Raw genomic sequence first — 14,145 nt, forward strand, 5'->3', positions numbered from 1 at the left:
GCATGCAGCGCTCCCAGTGGATCCTCGTCGGCAGCGCCGGCGTGCTCAGCCTCGGCGCCCTCGGCATCGGCGCGATGGGCGTGGCCAACGCGATGTCGGTGCAGGATGCGACGGGCACCCCGATCGCGGGCGCCGAGATCCGCGGCGACGCGGTGAGCCAGGGCGCCGGCGATGCCGTCGCCGAGATGCTCGAGAAGGCCGCGGCGAGCCCGATCGTGGCGCCATCGCCCACCGCGACCCCGTCCGTGACGGCGACGCCCTCGGCGTCCTCGGCTCCGGCGCCGGCGCCCGCACCGGCCCCCGCGCCCGCCCCGGCTCCGGCCCCGGCCCCGGCCCCCGCGCCGGCCCCCGCCCCCGAGCCTGCCCCGCAGCCCGTGCCCGCGCCTCCGGCCGACTCCGTCTCGGCCGTCTCGGCCGCATCCGCCGCCTCGAACGACTGACGCGCCGTCGCCCGCGCGGCGAGCGGCCGCTCCGCGCGGTGACTCGGGCGCCTGCGCCCGACGGGGGCGGGCGCGCCGGCCCCGGTCGGGCGCAGCTGCCCCAGTCGGCGCCGAGGGGCCGCCGCCGCGGTGGACGACCCCCGAGGTCGTGAGGTAGACTAACGAAATGCCCTCCAACGCGCTCGCCGACTCCCTCCGCGTCGCGCTCGTGCGCATGGGGCGCCGCATGCGGCGCGAGCGGGGCGACGAGTCGCTCTCGCTCCACCACCTCTCGGCGCTCGGCGCCATGCAGCAGCTCGAGGAGCCCACCCTCGCCCGCATCGCCGCGGCCGAGTGCGTGAAGCCGCCGAGCATGGTGAAGACGCTGCAGCACCTCGAGGCGCTCGGCTACGTCGAGCGCAGCGACCACCCGAGCGACGGGCGCATGGTCGTGTTCCGCATCAGCGGCAAGGGCGACGCGATGATCGCCGAGACCCGCGAGCGCCGCAACCGCGCGCTCGCCGCCGCCATCGAGCGGCTCGACCCCGCCGAGCGCGAGATCCTCGAGAAGGCCGTGCCCCTCATCGAGCGGCTGGCCGAAGCATGATGTTCCGGTCCTTGCGGCTGTTCAACTACCGCACGTGGTTCACCGGCGCGCTCATCTCGAACGTCGGCGCGTGGATGCAGTCGACCGCGCTGTCGTGGACGGTGCTGACGGTGCTCACCGCCAACGACGCGACCGCGGTCGGCATCAACATGGCGCTGCAGTTCGGCCCGCAGCTGCTGCTCGTGCCCGTCTCAGGCCTCATCGCCGACAAGTACGACCGCCGCAAGGTGCTGCTCGTCACCCAGTCGGCGATGGGCCTCCTCGCGCTCATCCTGGGCGTCGTCGTCACGGCGGGCGTCGTCGAGCTGTGGCACGTGCAGCTGTTCGCGCTCGCGTTCGGCATCGTGCAGGCGTTCGACATGCCGGCCCGCCAGGCCTTCGTCTCCGAGCTCGTCGGGCAGGACGACATCGGCAACGCCGTCGCGCTGAACTCCGCCTCGTTCCACGGCGCCCGGCTCGTGGGCCCGGCCGTCGCGGGCGTGCTGATCGCGCTCGTCGCGCCCGGCCCCGTCTTCCTCATCAACGCGCTCACGTTCATCGCCATGCTCGTCGCGCTCATGCGCATCCGCACCTCCGAGCTGCAGCCGAGCCCGCGCGGCGCGAAGGGCTTCGGCGACATCGTGCAGGGCTTCCGCTACGTGCGGAAGCGCGGCGACCTGCTCATCGTCTTCGCGATGGCGTTCATCCTCGGCACGTTCGGCCTGAACTTCCCCATCTACATCTCGACCATGACGAGCGTCGAGTACCAGGCCGAGGCCGACACCTTCGGCGTGCTCTCGAGCGCGATGGCGATCGGCTCGGTGACGGGCGCCTTGCTCGCGGCCCGCTCCGCCAGGCCCCGCTGGACGTTCATCATCGGCGGCATCGGCCTCTTCGTGCTCGCGTGCGCCTTCGCCGCCGTCGCCCCGCACATCATCGTCTTCGGGGTCGCGCTCGTCGTCGCCGGCTTCACGGCGCAGCTGTTCATGACCAACGCGAACGCGATGGTGCAGCTCACGAGCGCGCCCGAGATGCGCGGTCGCGTCATGGCGCTGTACGGCGCCGTCTTCATGGGCGGCACGCCCATCGGGGCGCCGATCGTCGGCTGGGTGGCGGATGCGTGGGGTCCCCGCGCCGGCATCATGGTCGCGTCGGTCACGTGCCTGGTGGCGTTCGCCCTCGGCGCCGTCTGGTGGATCAAGGCCCGCCGCGACGACCGCATGAGCCGCACCGGCACGCTGACGCTGCCGCCGGCGACGGAGTCCGTCGACGTCGTGAAGTGACCATGCCGCCGCAGGCGGTGCGAGGGGGGATCGGATGCGCCAGGTCGAGTCGGTGTGGGACTACCCGCGGCCGCCGCGGGTCGAGCCGAGCGACGAGCTCGTGCGCGTCGTGCTCGGCGGCGAGGTGATCGCCGAGACGCGCGCATCGCTGCGGGTGCTCGAGACGAGCCATCCGCCCACCTACTACCTGCCGCGCGACGCGTTCGTCGAGGGCGCGCTGTCGCAGGCGCCCGGCGCGAGCGTGTGCGAGTGGAAGGGCCGCGCGAGCTACCTGACCGTCTCGGGCGGCGACCGCTCCGAGCAGGGGGCGGCGTGGACCTACCCGGTGCCGCGGCCCGGCTTCGAGGCGCTGCGCGACCACGTGGCGATCTACCCCGGCCGCATGGACCGCGTCGAGGTCGACGGCGAGCAGGTCGTGCCGCAGGAGGGCGGCTTCTACGGAGGCTGGATCACCTCGCGCGTCACCGGCCCCTTCAAGGGCGCACCGGGCACGCGCGGCTGGTAGCCGCCGGCTACTCCTTGTGGCCCTGCTTCCACGCCTCCACCACGAGGCGCACGATGAGCAGCGCCAGGAACACGGCGAAGATGACGGATGCGGTGCGCGGGTCGAGCGCAGCGGCGGCAGCCGCGCCGAGCGCGGTCGTGACGCTCGCCGAGAGCCCCACGATCACCGCGGCGATCAGGTCGACGTTCTTGCGGCGCAGGTTGCCGATCGTGCCCGAGATGGCGGTCGGGATCATCATCGCGAGCGACGTGCCCTTCGCGACGAGGTCGCTCTGCCCGAAGAGCAGGATGAGCATCGGCACGACGACGATGCCGCCGCCGACGCCGAGGATGCCCGAGAGCACGCCGGTGACGAAGCCGAGCACGACGAGCCCGATGATCGGCAGCACGTCGAGCTGCAGCTCCGCGTCGCGCGACGGCACCGCGAAGAACAGGCTGACGGCGACCGCGATGAGGAAGACGATGAACGCCCAGCGGATCGCGACGACCGGCAGCTTGTGCAGCAGGTGCGCGCCGACCTGGGCGCCGACGACCGAGCCGATCACGAGGATGAGGGCGACGAGCCAGTCGACGTTCCCGGCGACGGCGTAGCTGCCGACCCCGACGAGCGCGGCGGGCACGATCGCGGCGAGCGACGTGCCGGCTGCGAGGCGGCGCGGGAAGCCCGCGGCGAGCGCGAGCAGCGGCACGATGACGATGCCGCCGCCGATGCCGAACATGCCCGAGAGGAAGCCGGCGAAGAGGCCGATGCCGACGAGGGCCCAGATCGGGCGGCGGTGGTCCGTCTCGAGCTCGTCAGTCACCCGTCCATTCTGCCGTGCGCCGTCGCATCCGCCCGCCGTGCCCTGCGGCTACGCCGTGGGCGCCGCCTTCGGGCGCATGGCGTGCGCCATCCACCACCACGTGAAGACGCCGATCGCGGTGTGCACGACGACGCCCACCAGGATGCCGATGAGCACGACCGCGATGCCCCAGCCGAGCAGCTGGCCGCCGTCGAGGGCGGTGCCGTCGAAGCCCATGCCGCCGAAGCCGTCGCCGTCGGAGCCGTCGGTGCCCTGGCCGCCCCACGGAGCGCCCATCCCCATGGGCAGGCCGCCGAACGGCATCGTGATGCCCGACATGAGGCCGGTGATCACGTTCGTGCCGACGATCGCGATGCCCCAGCCGGCGAAGGTGATGCCGACCGGGTGCTCGACGCCGGGCCCGCGCAGCATGCGGATGCTGACGAGGAAGCCGACGACCAGCAGCACCAGGCCGACGACGACGCCCACGATGAAGACGACGGAGTACGAGGCGAGCCACTCGACCGCGCCCGGGAGGATCGGCGGCATGCCGTCGAGGCCGCCGTTCCAGAGCGCCGCGAGCGCGCTCAGGAGCCCCGCGACGAGGAACGGCAGGGCGAGGAGGCCCGCGGACGTGGTCGCGATGTGCAGGCCGAGCCAGCTGATGCCGCCGCCGACGCCGCCCGCGAGGCGGGCGCGGCGGGCAGCCTGCCGGGTGAGCGGCGGGCGCGGGGGCTGGGGCGCGGCCGTCGCGGAGGACAGGTGGCCGTGCGGCTGGGGCGCAGCCGCAAAGGGCTGCGGGTGGGGCATCATCTGCGGTCCGGGTGCGCCGGGCTGCGGGGCAGGGTTGGGCACCGTCATGGCGCCACCGTACGCCCGGCGGGAGGCCGCGAACAGGCCCCGTGACCGCCCGGGCGCGGCGTGGCGCTCACCTCGACGAGACCGTGCCGAAGCGCTGCGCGATCGGCACGAGCAGCGCCGGCCGGGCGGCGATCCAGGCGGCCGCGATCACGAGCAGGGAGCCCGCGAACCAGAGGAACCCGATCCAGTCGTCGGCGTCGCGCGCGGCGTACATGTGGTTGAGGTTGCGCAGCGCCCCGGTGGTCAGCACGAGCAGCACGTGCGTGACGATGAAGACCACGAAGTAGAGCATCACCGGGAAGTGCACGGCCCGCGCCCACGCGATCGGGTAGGCGCGGTCGAGCCGCTCGTTCCCCTTCGGCCACCAGCCGCTCATGCGCACGCCCGTGATGATCGCGAGCGGCGCCGCGACGAAGACGGTGGCGAAGTAGGCGAGCTGCTGCAGCGCGTTGTAGGCGACCCAGCCGTCCTCGACGGGCCAGTCGAGCGTCGCGTACTGCAGCCCGGCCGAGATCGCGTGCGGCACGACCTCCCACGTGGTCGGCACGATGCGCATCCACTGCCCCGTGGCGATGAGCAGCACGACGAACACGACGCCGTTCAGCACCCAGAGCACGTCGAGGCTCGTGTGGAGCCACACGGTGAGGGATGCCTTGGTGCCGGTGCGCTTCGAGGTCCAGTAGGCCTCGGGCTTGCGCTCGGCGCGCACCTGGAGGCCCGAGCGGATGATGAGCACGATGAGCAGCGCGTTCGCGAAGTGCGACCAGCTGAGCCAGGGCGGGATGCCGACAGGGGCGCCCTCGGGCAGCGGCGCGGTGCCGTGGTACTGCTCGACGAACGCGGCGATCGGCTCGAGGCCGACGAACCAGCGCGCGATGGCGACGAGGATCGTGGCCGCGCCGACGACGGCGAGCGCGACGAGCACGCCGGCGGCGATCCACTGGCGGCGCGTGGCGGGGCGGAGGCCGGGTGCGGCATCCTTCGCGGGGGTCGTCTCGACTCCGGCGCTGCGCGCCGGGCTCGACGAGCGGGTGGGCTCCTCCGCTGATCGAGGAGCGGCCGCAGGCCGCGTCTCGAGATCACCCGGCACACCCTGCGCGGGAGTCGTCTCGACTCCGGCGCTCCGCGCCGGGCTCGACGAGCGGGTGGGCTCCCCCGCTGATCGAGGAGCGGCCGCAGGCCGCGTCTCGAGATCACTCGGCACACCCTGCGCGGGGGTCGTCTCGACTCCGGCGCTGCGCGCCGGGCTCGACGAGCGGGTGGGCTCCTCCGCTGATCGAGGAGCGGCCGCAGGCCGCGTCTCGAGATCACCCGTCGCACCCTTGGCGGGAGTCGTCTCGACTCCGGCGCTCCGCGCCGGGCTCGACGAGCGGGTGGGGGCCGCCGCCGGTGGCGCCGCTTCCTCCGCTGATCGAGGAGCGGCCGCAGGCCGCGTCTCGAGATCACCCGTCGCACCGGGCGCCGGGCTCGCCGCCCGGGCCGCCGCAGCCGGCCAGGGCTCGCCTCCGGCGACGCGCGGGAGGCCGCGGCGGATCGACGCGGCGCCGTCGAGCGCGGGAGCTGCGGTCCCGGCGGCGACCGCCGCCGCGGGCCGCGACTCCTCCTCCGCTGATCGAGGAGCGGCCGCAGGCCGCGGCTCGAGATCATCCGGGGCGCCGGGTGCGGGGGTCGTCTCGATACGGCCGCTCCGCGGCCTACTCGACGAGCGGGGGGCGACGGCATCCGGCCACGGCTCCCCGCCCGGCACCCTCGGGAGCCCACGGCGCATCCCGGTGGCGGGCTGCTGCCCGGCGACGGGCACGGCGACAGGCGCCTCCGGTACGGATTCGCGGGTGTCGGCATCCGCGACCCGCGCATCGGTACCGGAGATCGGCTCGGCGACGGCCACCGGCGGCTCGGCCACCGGCGGCGCGGCCGGCTCCGGCGCGACCGGCGCCACCGCTCCGCCGGGCGGCCAGGGCTCGCCGCCGGGCGCGCGCGGCAGCCCGCGGCGCACGACGATCGGCTCCGGCACGCTCAGCCCTTCCGCGCCTCGAGGGCGCTGATCAGCTGCGGCACGATCGTGAAGAGGTCGCCCACGACGCCGAGGTCGGCGACCTCGAAGATCGGGGCAGACGCATCCTTGTCGATCGCGATGATCGTCTTGGCCGTCTGCATGCCCGCGCGGTGCTGGATCGCGCCGGAGATGCCCACCGCGAGGTAGAGCTCGGGCGAGACCGACGTGCCGGTCTGCCCCACCTGCAGCGACTGCTCGGCGTAGCCCGCGTCGACCGCGGCGCGCGAGGCACCCACGGCCGCGCCGAGCGCGTCGGCGAGCTGCTCGACGAGCGCGAACTGCTCCTTCGAGCCGAGCCCGCGGCCGCCCGAGACGACCTTCTTGGCGCTGCGCAGATCCGGGCGCGACGAGGTCTGCGGCGCCGGCTCGAAGCCCTCGACGACCGCCGCGCGGCGGCCCGACGCCTCCACGGCGAACTCGTGCACGTCGGGCGTCGCCGCCTCGGCGCGCGCGTCGATCGCGCCGAGGCGCACGGTCGCGACGAGCGGGCCGAAGGTGGCCGCCGAGTCGACGTCGTAGGCGCCGCCGTAGACCGAGTGCCGCACGACGACGCCCTCGTCGTCGCGCGAGACGCCGACGATGTCGGCCGCGAGCGGCGCGCGAAGGCGCGCGGCGAGGCGACCGGCGACGTCGCGCCCCTCGATGGTCGCGGGCACGAGCACGGCGTCGGGCTGCACGAGCGCGACCGCCGCCGCCGCCGCGTCGGCCGCGGGCACGCCCAGCTGGTCGCCGTCCGCGGTCGCCGTGTGCACGGTCGTCGCCCCGAGCGAGGCGGCCTGCTCGGCGAGGCCGGCCAGCGCATCCGCCGGTCCGACGACGACCGCGACGGGCGTGCCGATCTCGGAGGCCGCGCCGAGCACCTCGGCGGCGCCGGCGGGGAGGCCGCCGCCGGGCGCGGCGGGCAGCACGGTGAGGATGGGGTGCGTCATGCGAGCCTCCGGTCGGCCAGGAACGCGGCGATGCGCTCGCCGGCGTCGCCCTCGTCGGTGATGATCTCGCCGGCGGCGCGCGGCGGCCGCTCGGCGACGGCGGTCATGATCGAGCGCGGCGACGCCGTCTCGTCGGCCTCGACCTCGAGGTCGTCGAGGGTGAGCTGCTCGACCGGCTTCTTCTTGGCGTTCATGATGCCGCGCAGCGCCGGGAAGCGCGGGTCGGGCAGCGCCTCGGTGATCGACACGATCGCCGGGAGCGCGGCCTGCGCGACCATCGACCCGCCGTCGGTCGCCCGGGTGCCGCGCACCGCATCCGCCGTGATCTCGAGCGACTCGAGCCGCGTGATGGCGGGCACGTCGAGCAGCTCGGCGAGCCACGGCACGAGCACGCCGCCGACGCCGTCGGTGGATGCGTCGCCGGCGATGACGAGGTCGAAGCCGCCTCGGCGCAGGGCCGCGGCGAGCACCTCTGCGGTGCGGCCGAGGTCGGCGCCCGCGAGCCGCTCGTCGGCGACGTGCACCGCGGAGGCTGCGCCCATCGCGAGCCCCTTGCGGAGCGTGGACTGCGCGGCCTCGGGCGCCATCGTCAGCACGACCACCTCGACGTCGGACGCCGACTCGGCGTGCCGCAGCGCCGCCTCGAGGGCGCGCTCGCCGATCTCGTCGAGCACCGTCTCGCTCGCCGCGCGGTCGGCGAGCCCGGTCTCGAGGCTGAGCACGCGCGGCCCCCAGGTGTCGGGCACGGGCTTCATGAGCACGACGATCTTCATCGCGATCCCTTCGGTGTGTCGGCGACTCGCGCCTCGGCTACGGTGATGCTCGACGAGGAGGAGCCCTTGGCCAGACCCGCGATGCCGATCGATCCGATCGCCGAGGCGCGCCGCCAGTGGCTCGCGCACGGGTGGGCGGATGCGGTGCCGGGCATGGTGCTCGTGACCTCGGTGAACCGGGCGCAGCAGCTGCTCGTCGCGCCCGTCGAGTCGACGCTGCGGCCGTTCGCGCTGTCGTTCGCGCGCTTCGAGGTGCTGCGGCTGCTCGCGTTCACGCGCGACGGGCGGATGCCGATGGGCTCGGCGACCGCGCGCCTGCAGGTGCACCCGACGAGCGTGACGAGCACGGTCGACCGGCTCGTGCGCGACGGGCTCGTGCGGCGCGAGAAGCACCCGACCGACGGGCGGGCGACGGTGCTGGCGATCACGGATGCGGGGCGCGAGCTCGTCGAGCGGGCCACGGAGGCGCTCAACGCGCAGGCGTTCGCCGATGTCGGCCTCGACGAGGCCGACGCGGCCGACCTGGTGCGCATCATCGCGCGGCTGCGCAAGCGCGCAGGCGACTTCGAGGATCCGCCGGAGCTGCCCGAGCCGCTGTAGCTGAGGGTCTCGCGCTCAGCGATGCCGGAAGCTCGGTTCGCGCTTCTCACGGAACGCCGCCATCCCTTCCTTCTGGTCGGCCGTGTCGAACAGGCCGGTGAAGAGCTCGGCCTCGACGGCGATGCCCTGCTCGAGCGGCACCTCGAGCGCCGCATCCATCGCCGCCTTCGCGGCGCGCAGGGCCGGCAGCGACTTCGCCGCGATGCCGGCGGCGACCGACTGCGCCTCGTCGAGCAGCTCGGCCGCGGGCACGACGCGCGAGACGAGGCCGATGCGCTCCGCCTCCTCGGCGCGCACGCGGCGCCCGGTGAGGATGATCTCGGCCGCCTTCGGGTAGCCGACCGCGCGCACGAGCCGCTGCGTGCCGCCGATGCCGGGGATCACGCCGAGGCTCAGCTCGGGCAGCCCGAAGACGGCGGTGTCGGCGGCCAGGATGATGTCGCACATGAGCGCGAGCTCGCACCCGCCGCCGAGCGCGTAGCCCGACACCGCGGCGATGACCGGCTTCTGCACGTGCGCGAAGTCGAGCCACGCCTCGAAGTGCCCGCGCCCATCCGCCCCGCTCTGCCGCATCTCGGCGGCCGACCGGTCGGCCATCTCCTTGATGTCGGCGCCGGCGGCGAACGCCTTCTCGGAGCCGCTCACGACGATCGCGCCGACGCCGTCGTCGGCGTCGAGCTCGGTCGCGACCGCCACGAGCTCGCGCATGAGCTGCGCGTTGAGGGCGTTGAGCGCCTCGGGCCGGTCGAGGTGGATCCAGGCGACGCGATCGCGCCGCTCGACGCGGATGGTCTCGAGCTCGGTCATGCGCGCTCCTCCTGCTGCGATCGGGTGGGCAGTGCCAGGTCGCCCTCGGGCACGGGGGCGAAGCAGGCCTCCACCATCGCAGGCGTGACGCCCGCGAGCGAGGCCGGGCGCCAGCGCGGCCGGCGATCCTTGTCGACGAGCTGCGCGCGCACGCCCTCGGCGAAGTCGGGCGCGAGCGACACGTGCCGCGAGACGCGGAACTCCTGCACGAGCGCCTCCTCGAGCGAGCCCATCCGGCGGGCGCGCCGCAGCGCCGCGAGCGTCACCGCGACGGCGAAGGGCGAGCGCTCGGCGATGGTGCCGGCCATCGCGACGCCCTCGTCGCCGGCGGCGCGCAGCCGCGCGACGATCAGCGCCGGGTCGTCGCCGGCGAAGGCGTGGTCGATGAGCGGCCGGCTCGCCTGGAGCGTGCCGGCGGGCGGGGCGGTCGCGAGGCGCGCGATGGCGTCGTCCGGATGCGTCGTCTCGAGCAGCGCGAGCAGCTCCGGGAGGCGGTCGTCGGGCACGTGCGCATCCGAGAGCCCGAGCGCGATCGCGTCGGCGGCGCCGAAGTGGTCGCCGGTGAGCGCCGCGCGGGTGCCGAGCTCGCCGCTGCGGCGCGTGAGCAGCCAGGTGGCGCCGACGTCGGGCACGAAGCCGATCGTCACCTCGGGGAAGCCGATGCGGGTGCTGCCGGTGGCGACGCGGTGGCTCGCGTGGCCCGAGATGCCGACGCCGCCGCCGAGCACGATGCCGTGCTGGATCGCGACGACGGGCTTCGGGAAGCGCGCGATCGCGGCGTTCATCGCGTACTCGTCGCGCCAGAAGCGGGCGGCGCCGCGCCCGCCGTTCGACTGCACGTCGTCGCGGAGGCTCACGACGTCGCCGCCGGCGCAGAGCGCCCGCTCCCCCGCGCCCGTGATCGCCACGCACTCGACCTCGTCGTCCGCTGCCAGCGTGCGCAGCGCATCCGCCACGTCCCGCACCATCGCGTGCGTGAGCGCGTTGAGCGCCCGCTGCCGGTCGAGCACGATCACGCCGAGCGCGCCGCGGCGCTCGACGCGCACGTGCTCGGCGGGCGGCGCGCTCGCGCTCGCGCTCGCGGTCGCACTCAGGGTCGGCTCGGTCATCGCGCCCCCAGCATGGCGCGGCCGACGATCATGCGCATCATCTCGTTGGTGCCCTCGAGGATGCGGTGCACGCGCAGGTCGCGCACGACGCCCTCGATGCCGTACTCGTGCAGGTAGCCGTAGCCGCCGTGCAGCTGCAGCGCCTCGTCGGCGACGCGGAAGCCGGCGTCGGTCGCGAACCGCTTGGCCATCGCGCATGCGACCTGCGCGTCGGGATCCTTCGCGTCGAGCTTCGCCGCGGCCCGCTCGACGAGGGCGCGCCCGGCCTGCAGCTCGGTCTCCATGTCGGCGATCTGGAACTGCACGTGCTGCCGCGACGCGAGCGGCTGGCCGAACGTCGCGCGGTCCTTGACGTAGGCGATGCTGCGCTCGAGCGCCCACTGCGCGCCGCCGATCGAGCACGCGGCGATGCCGAGGCGGCCGCCGTTCAGCCCGCGCATCGCGATGCCGAAGCCGTCGCCCTCCTCGCCGAGCCGGTCGGCCGCGGGCACGCGCACGCCGTCGAGGATCACCTGGCGGGTCGGCTGCGCGTTCCAGCCCATCTTGTGCTCGTCGGGGCCGAAGGAGAGGCCGGATGCGTCGCCCGGCACGATGAAGGCGGTCATGCCGCGCGATCCCTGCCGGTCGGGGTCGCTGCCGCCCGTGCGCGCCATGACGACGTAGACGGCCGACGAGCCCGCGCCCGAGATGAACTGCTTCGTGCCGGTGAGCACGTAGTCGTCGCCGTCGCGCACGGCCGCGCTGGCGACCGCGGCGGCGTCGGAGCCGGCGCCGGGCTCGGTGAGGCAGTAGCTGGCGAGGTCGTCCATCGAGCACAGGCGCGGGAGCCAGCGGCGGCGCTGCTCGTCGGTGCCGAACTCGTCGATCATCCAGGCGACCATGTTGTGGATCGAGAGGTAGGCGGCGACGGCCACGTCGCCGCGGGCGAGCTCCTCGTAGATGGCGACGGAGTCGGCACGGGTGAGGCCGGAGCCGCCGACGTCCTCGCCGACGACGATCGCGCCGAGCCCGAGCGAGCCCGCCTCGCGCAGCGTCTCGACGGGGAACTCCTTGTCGGCGTCGCGCTGGTTGGCGAAGGGCGCGAGGCGGGCCTCGGCGAAGTCGCGCACCGCCTCGACGAGCGCGGCGCGCTCCTCTGCGGTGGCCTGGGCGGCCATCGTGCCGGCGGTGCTGATGGCGGACATGCGCTCACGACCCCTTCGTCGCATCCGTTGTGCGTCCACGTAGATAGATGGACGTCCACATATCTACCATCCCGGGCTCACGGCGCGCCAGCGCCGCGACGCCATCTGCCCGCGCATCGTTCGTCGACCGGCCAGGTGTGGCGCCGGCCGGATAGTCCGGCCGGCCGTGCACTGGGCCGGTTGACGAACGGCGACGAGGAGGCGGCGGGGCGCGACGGACTGCCCGCGCGGTTGAGGAAGAGCGGATGCGGTCGCTACCGTCAGGGGCGATGGCGCCGACGGCGGCGCCCGCGAAGGGTGCGCATGGACATCACGGGACAGGTGGCCCTCGTCACCGGCGGAGCATCGGGGCTCGGCCTCGCGACCACGAAGGCACTGCTCGCGCAGGGCGCGCGCGTCGTGGTGCTCGACCTGGGCGGCACGCCCGCCGCCGAGGCGGCCGCAGCGATCGAGGGCGTGACCGTGGTCGCCGCCGACGTGCGCGACGAGGCGCAGGTCTCGGCCGCCCTCGACGCCGCCGACGCGCTCGGCGACCTGCGCGTCGTGGTCAACTGCGCCGGCGTCGGCGACGCCGCGAAGGTGCTCGGCAAGCAGGGGCCGTTCCCGCTGGCCCAGTTCCAGCGGGTGATCGACATCAACCTCGTCGGCACCTTCAACGTCATCCGCCTCGCCGTCGAGCGGATGGCGCGCACCGAGCCGATCGGCGAGGAGCGGGGCGTGATCGTGAGCACCGCATCCGTCGCCGCCTTCGACGGCCAGATCGGGCAGGCCGCCTACACCGCGTCGAAGGCGGGCGTCGCCGGCATGACGCTGCCCATCGCGCGCGAGCTCGCGGCGCTGCGGATCCGCGTCAACACGATCGCCCCGGGCCTGTTCGACACGCCCCTGCTCGCGGCGCTGCCCGAGCCGGCGCGCATCTCGCTGGGCCAGCAGGTGCCGCACCCGGCCCGGCTCGGCGACCCCGCCGAGTTCGGCCTGCTCGTGACGCAGATCGTCGCGAACCCGATGCTCAACGGCGAGACCATCCGGCTCGACGGCGCCATCCGCATGGCGCCGAGATAGGAGGATCGGATGCGCTCCGACTACTACGACGACGACCACGCCTCGTTCCGCGAGAGCGTGCGGGAGTTCGCCGCGCGCCACGTCGCCCCGCACTACGACGACTGGGAGCGCGACGGCCTCATCGACCGCGACCTCTACCGGCGGATGGGCGAGGCGGGCCTGATCGGCATCGCCATCCCGGAGCGCTTCGGCGGCATGGAGGTCGACGACTACCGGTTCCGCATGGTGATCAGCGAGGAGCTCGCGCGCGTCGGCGCGGCGGCGCTCAACGCCACGCTCGGCGTGCACGACGACATCGTCATCCCCTACCTCCTCGACCTGGCGAGCCCAGAGCAGCAGGAGCGCTGGCTGCCGGGCATGGCCGCCGGCACCTCGATCGGCGCGATCGGCATGACCGAGCCCGGCGCCGGCAGCGACCTGCAGGGCATCCACTCGAGCGCCGTCCGCGACGGCGACTGCTGGGTGCTGAACGGCTCGAAGACCTTCATCACGAACGGCATCCACGCCGACAAGGTGCTCGTCTTCGCGCGCACCGACCCGGCGGCGGGCTCCCGCGGCTTCACGCTCTTCCTCGTCGAGGAGGGCATGGCCGGCTTCGAGCGCGGCCGCAAGCTCGAGAAGGTGGGCCTCCACTCGCAGGACACCGCCGAGCTCTTCTTCCGCGACGTGCGCATCCCCGACGCCAACGTCGTGGGCGAGCCCGGCATGGGGCTCGTCTACCTCATGCAGCGGCTGCCGCGCGAGCGGCTCTCGATCGCGACCGGCGCGCTCTCGTCGGCCGAGGCCGCCTACGCGTGGGGCCGCGACTACGTCTTCCAGCGCTCGGCGTTCGGCGGCCTGATCGGCGACCTGCCGACGGTGCGGTTCACGCTCGCCGAGCTCGAGACCGAGCTCGACATCGCGCGCGCCTACCTCGAGCGCTGCGTGCTGGCGCTCAACGAGGGGCACCTGACGACCGTCGACGCGTCGAAGGCGAAGTGGTGGGCGACCGAGCTCGAGCAGCGGGTCATCACCCGCAGCCTGCAGCTGCACGGCGGCTACGGCTTCATGGAGGAGTACCCGATCGCGCGCGCGTTCCGCGACTCGCGGGTGCAGACCATCTACGGCGGCACGACCGAGATCATGAAGGAGATCATCGGCCGCGACATCGCCAAGCGCGCGAAGCCGTAGCTGCGCGCGACCGGCGGGAG

15 protein-coding genes are annotated in these 14,145 nt (G+C 74.3%); 7 read left to right on the forward strand and 8 right to left on the reverse strand.

What is annotated here, in order from left to right; all coding sequences use genetic code 11:
* Window positions 1–2 precede the first annotated feature (2 nt).
* The 4 genes from FQ330_RS05525 to FQ330_RS05540 all read left to right on the forward strand — a co-directional run bounded on the left by FQ330_RS05525 (window position 3) and on the right by FQ330_RS05540 (window position 2,793).
* On the forward strand, window positions 3–440 hold the full coding sequence (locus FQ330_RS05525) for a hypothetical protein (protein ID WP_146355850.1): 438 nt from the start codon (window positions 3–5) through the stop codon (window positions 438–440).
* A 166-nt stretch (window positions 441–606) separates the two neighbouring features.
* On the forward strand, window positions 607–1,026 hold the full coding sequence (locus tag FQ330_RS05530) for a MarR family winged helix-turn-helix transcriptional regulator (RefSeq protein ID WP_128189332.1): 420 nt from the start codon (window positions 607–609) through the stop codon (window positions 1,024–1,026).
* 11 nt (window positions 1,027–1,037) lie between these two features.
* Window positions 1,038–2,288, forward strand: a complete 1,251-nt coding sequence (locus tag FQ330_RS05535; protein ID WP_225792701.1) for an MFS transporter — start codon at window positions 1,038–1,040, stop codon at window positions 2,286–2,288.
* Window positions 2,289–2,322: 34 nt separating this feature from the next.
* On the forward strand, window positions 2,323–2,793 hold the full coding sequence (locus tag FQ330_RS05540; RefSeq protein ID WP_146355854.1) for a DUF427 domain-containing protein: 471 nt from the start codon (window positions 2,323–2,325) through the stop codon (window positions 2,791–2,793).
* A 7-nt stretch (window positions 2,794–2,800) separates the two neighbouring features.
* On the opposite strand, the gene FQ330_RS05545 is transcribed toward FQ330_RS05540, so the two are convergent.
* The 5 genes from FQ330_RS05545 to FQ330_RS05565 form a co-directional block, all read right to left on the reverse strand.
* The gene (locus tag FQ330_RS05545) at window positions 2,801–3,595 is read right to left on the reverse strand and encodes a sulfite exporter TauE/SafE family protein (RefSeq protein WP_225792702.1); all 795 of its coding nucleotides are present in this window, start codon (window positions 3,593–3,595) and stop codon (window positions 2,801–2,803) included.
* Window positions 3,596–3,643: 48 nt separating this feature from the next.
* Window positions 3,644–4,435, reverse strand: a complete 792-nt coding sequence (locus FQ330_RS05550) for a hypothetical protein (protein ID WP_146355856.1) — start codon at window positions 4,433–4,435, stop codon at window positions 3,644–3,646.
* Between the two features lie 67 nt (window positions 4,436–4,502).
* Window positions 4,503–5,525 carry a cytochrome b/b6 domain-containing protein gene (locus FQ330_RS13515; protein ID WP_225792703.1) on the reverse strand — a complete coding sequence of 341 codons (1,023 nt, stop codon included), beginning with the start codon at window positions 5,523–5,525 and terminating at the stop codon, window positions 4,503–4,505.
* A 926-nt stretch (window positions 5,526–6,451) separates the two neighbouring features.
* On the reverse strand, window positions 6,452–7,420 hold the full coding sequence (locus tag FQ330_RS05560; protein ID WP_146355858.1) for an electron transfer flavoprotein subunit alpha/FixB family protein: 969 nt from the start codon (window positions 7,418–7,420) through the stop codon (window positions 6,452–6,454).
* Window positions 7,417–8,193, reverse strand: coding sequence for an electron transfer flavoprotein subunit beta/FixA family protein (locus tag FQ330_RS05565; protein WP_146355859.1), 777 nt, complete (start codon window positions 8,191–8,193; stop codon window positions 7,417–7,419). The genes FQ330_RS05560 and FQ330_RS05565 overlap by 4 nt, the downstream gene beginning before the upstream one ends.
* 66 nt (window positions 8,194–8,259) lie before the next feature.
* On the opposite strand from FQ330_RS05565, the gene FQ330_RS05570 reads away from it, so the two are divergent.
* Window positions 8,260–8,793, forward strand: coding sequence for a MarR family winged helix-turn-helix transcriptional regulator (locus tag FQ330_RS05570; RefSeq protein WP_146355860.1), 534 nt, complete (start codon window positions 8,260–8,262; stop codon window positions 8,791–8,793).
* A gap of 15 nt (window positions 8,794–8,808) precedes the next feature.
* Here FQ330_RS05570 and FQ330_RS05575 read toward each other — a convergent pair whose 3' ends face one another.
* From FQ330_RS05575 to FQ330_RS05585, 3 genes are read right to left on the reverse strand one after another with little or no spacing between them, the layout of a single operon-like run.
* On the reverse strand, window positions 8,809–9,600 hold the full coding sequence (locus tag FQ330_RS05575; RefSeq protein WP_146355861.1) for an enoyl-CoA hydratase-related protein: 792 nt from the start codon (window positions 9,598–9,600) through the stop codon (window positions 8,809–8,811).
* Entirely contained in the window at window positions 9,597–10,709 is a 1,113-nt protein-coding gene (locus FQ330_RS05580; RefSeq protein WP_146355862.1) for an enoyl-CoA hydratase/isomerase family protein, read from the reverse strand. Before FQ330_RS05580 ends, FQ330_RS05575 begins: the two co-directional genes overlap by 4 nt.
* Entirely contained in the window at window positions 10,706–11,893 is a 1,188-nt protein-coding gene (locus tag FQ330_RS05585) for an acyl-CoA dehydrogenase family protein (RefSeq protein ID WP_225792704.1), read from the reverse strand. Before FQ330_RS05585 ends, FQ330_RS05580 begins: the two co-directional genes overlap by 4 nt.
* A gap of 303 nt (window positions 11,894–12,196) precedes the next feature.
* On the opposite strand from FQ330_RS05585, the gene FQ330_RS05590 reads away from it, so the two are divergent.
* Together FQ330_RS05590 and FQ330_RS05595 are read left to right on the forward strand one after the other, a co-directional pair.
* A complete protein-coding gene (locus tag FQ330_RS05590; RefSeq protein ID WP_128189056.1) occupies window positions 12,197–12,955 on the forward strand; it encodes an SDR family NAD(P)-dependent oxidoreductase in 759 nt (252 codons plus the stop codon).
* 9 nt (window positions 12,956–12,964) lie between these two features.
* On the forward strand, window positions 12,965–14,125 hold the full coding sequence (locus FQ330_RS05595; protein ID WP_146355863.1) for an acyl-CoA dehydrogenase family protein: 1,161 nt from the start codon (window positions 12,965–12,967) through the stop codon (window positions 14,123–14,125).
* Window positions 14,126–14,145 lie beyond the last annotated feature (20 nt).

Origin of the sequence: Agrococcus sediminis (genome assembly GCF_007923295.1) — a bacterium.
GTDB lineage: Bacteria > Actinomycetota > Actinomycetes > Actinomycetales > Microbacteriaceae > Agrococcus > Agrococcus sediminis.

Excerpts from the sequence above, each read along its gene's own strand:
- FQ330_RS05525 (WP_146355850.1), top strand. The coding sequence starts at position 3 with ATGCAGCGCTCCCAGTGGATCCTCGTCGGCAGCGCCGGCGTGCTCAGC.
- FQ330_RS05530 (WP_128189332.1), top strand. The coding sequence starts at position 607 with ATGCCCTCCAACGCGCTCGCCGACTCCCTCCGCGTCGCGCTCGTGCGC.
- FQ330_RS05540 (WP_146355854.1), top strand. The coding sequence starts at position 2,323 with ATGCGCCAGGTCGAGTCGGTGTGGGACTACCCGCGGCCGCCGCGGGTC.
- FQ330_RS05550 (WP_146355856.1), bottom strand. The coding sequence starts at position 4,435 with ATGACGGTGCCCAACCCTGCCCCGCAGCCCGGCGCACCCGGACCGCAG.
- FQ330_RS05560 (WP_146355858.1), bottom strand. The coding sequence starts at position 7,420 with ATGACGCACCCCATCCTCACCGTGCTGCCCGCCGCGCCCGGCGGCGGC.
- FQ330_RS05565 (WP_146355859.1), bottom strand. The coding sequence starts at position 8,193 with ATGAAGATCGTCGTGCTCATGAAGCCCGTGCCCGACACCTGGGGGCCG.
- FQ330_RS05575 (WP_146355861.1), bottom strand. The coding sequence starts at position 9,600 with ATGACCGAGCTCGAGACCATCCGCGTCGAGCGGCGCGATCGCGTCGCC.
- FQ330_RS05580 (WP_146355862.1), bottom strand. The coding sequence starts at position 10,709 with ATGACCGAGCCGACCCTGAGTGCGACCGCGAGCGCGAGCGCGAGCGCG.
- FQ330_RS05585 (WP_225792704.1), bottom strand. The coding sequence starts at position 11,893 with ATGTCCGCCATCAGCACCGCCGGCACGATGGCCGCCCAGGCCACCGCA.
- FQ330_RS05590 (WP_128189056.1), top strand. The coding sequence starts at position 12,197 with ATGGACATCACGGGACAGGTGGCCCTCGTCACCGGCGGAGCATCGGGG.
- FQ330_RS05595 (WP_146355863.1), top strand. The coding sequence starts at position 12,965 with ATGCGCTCCGACTACTACGACGACGACCACGCCTCGTTCCGCGAGAGC.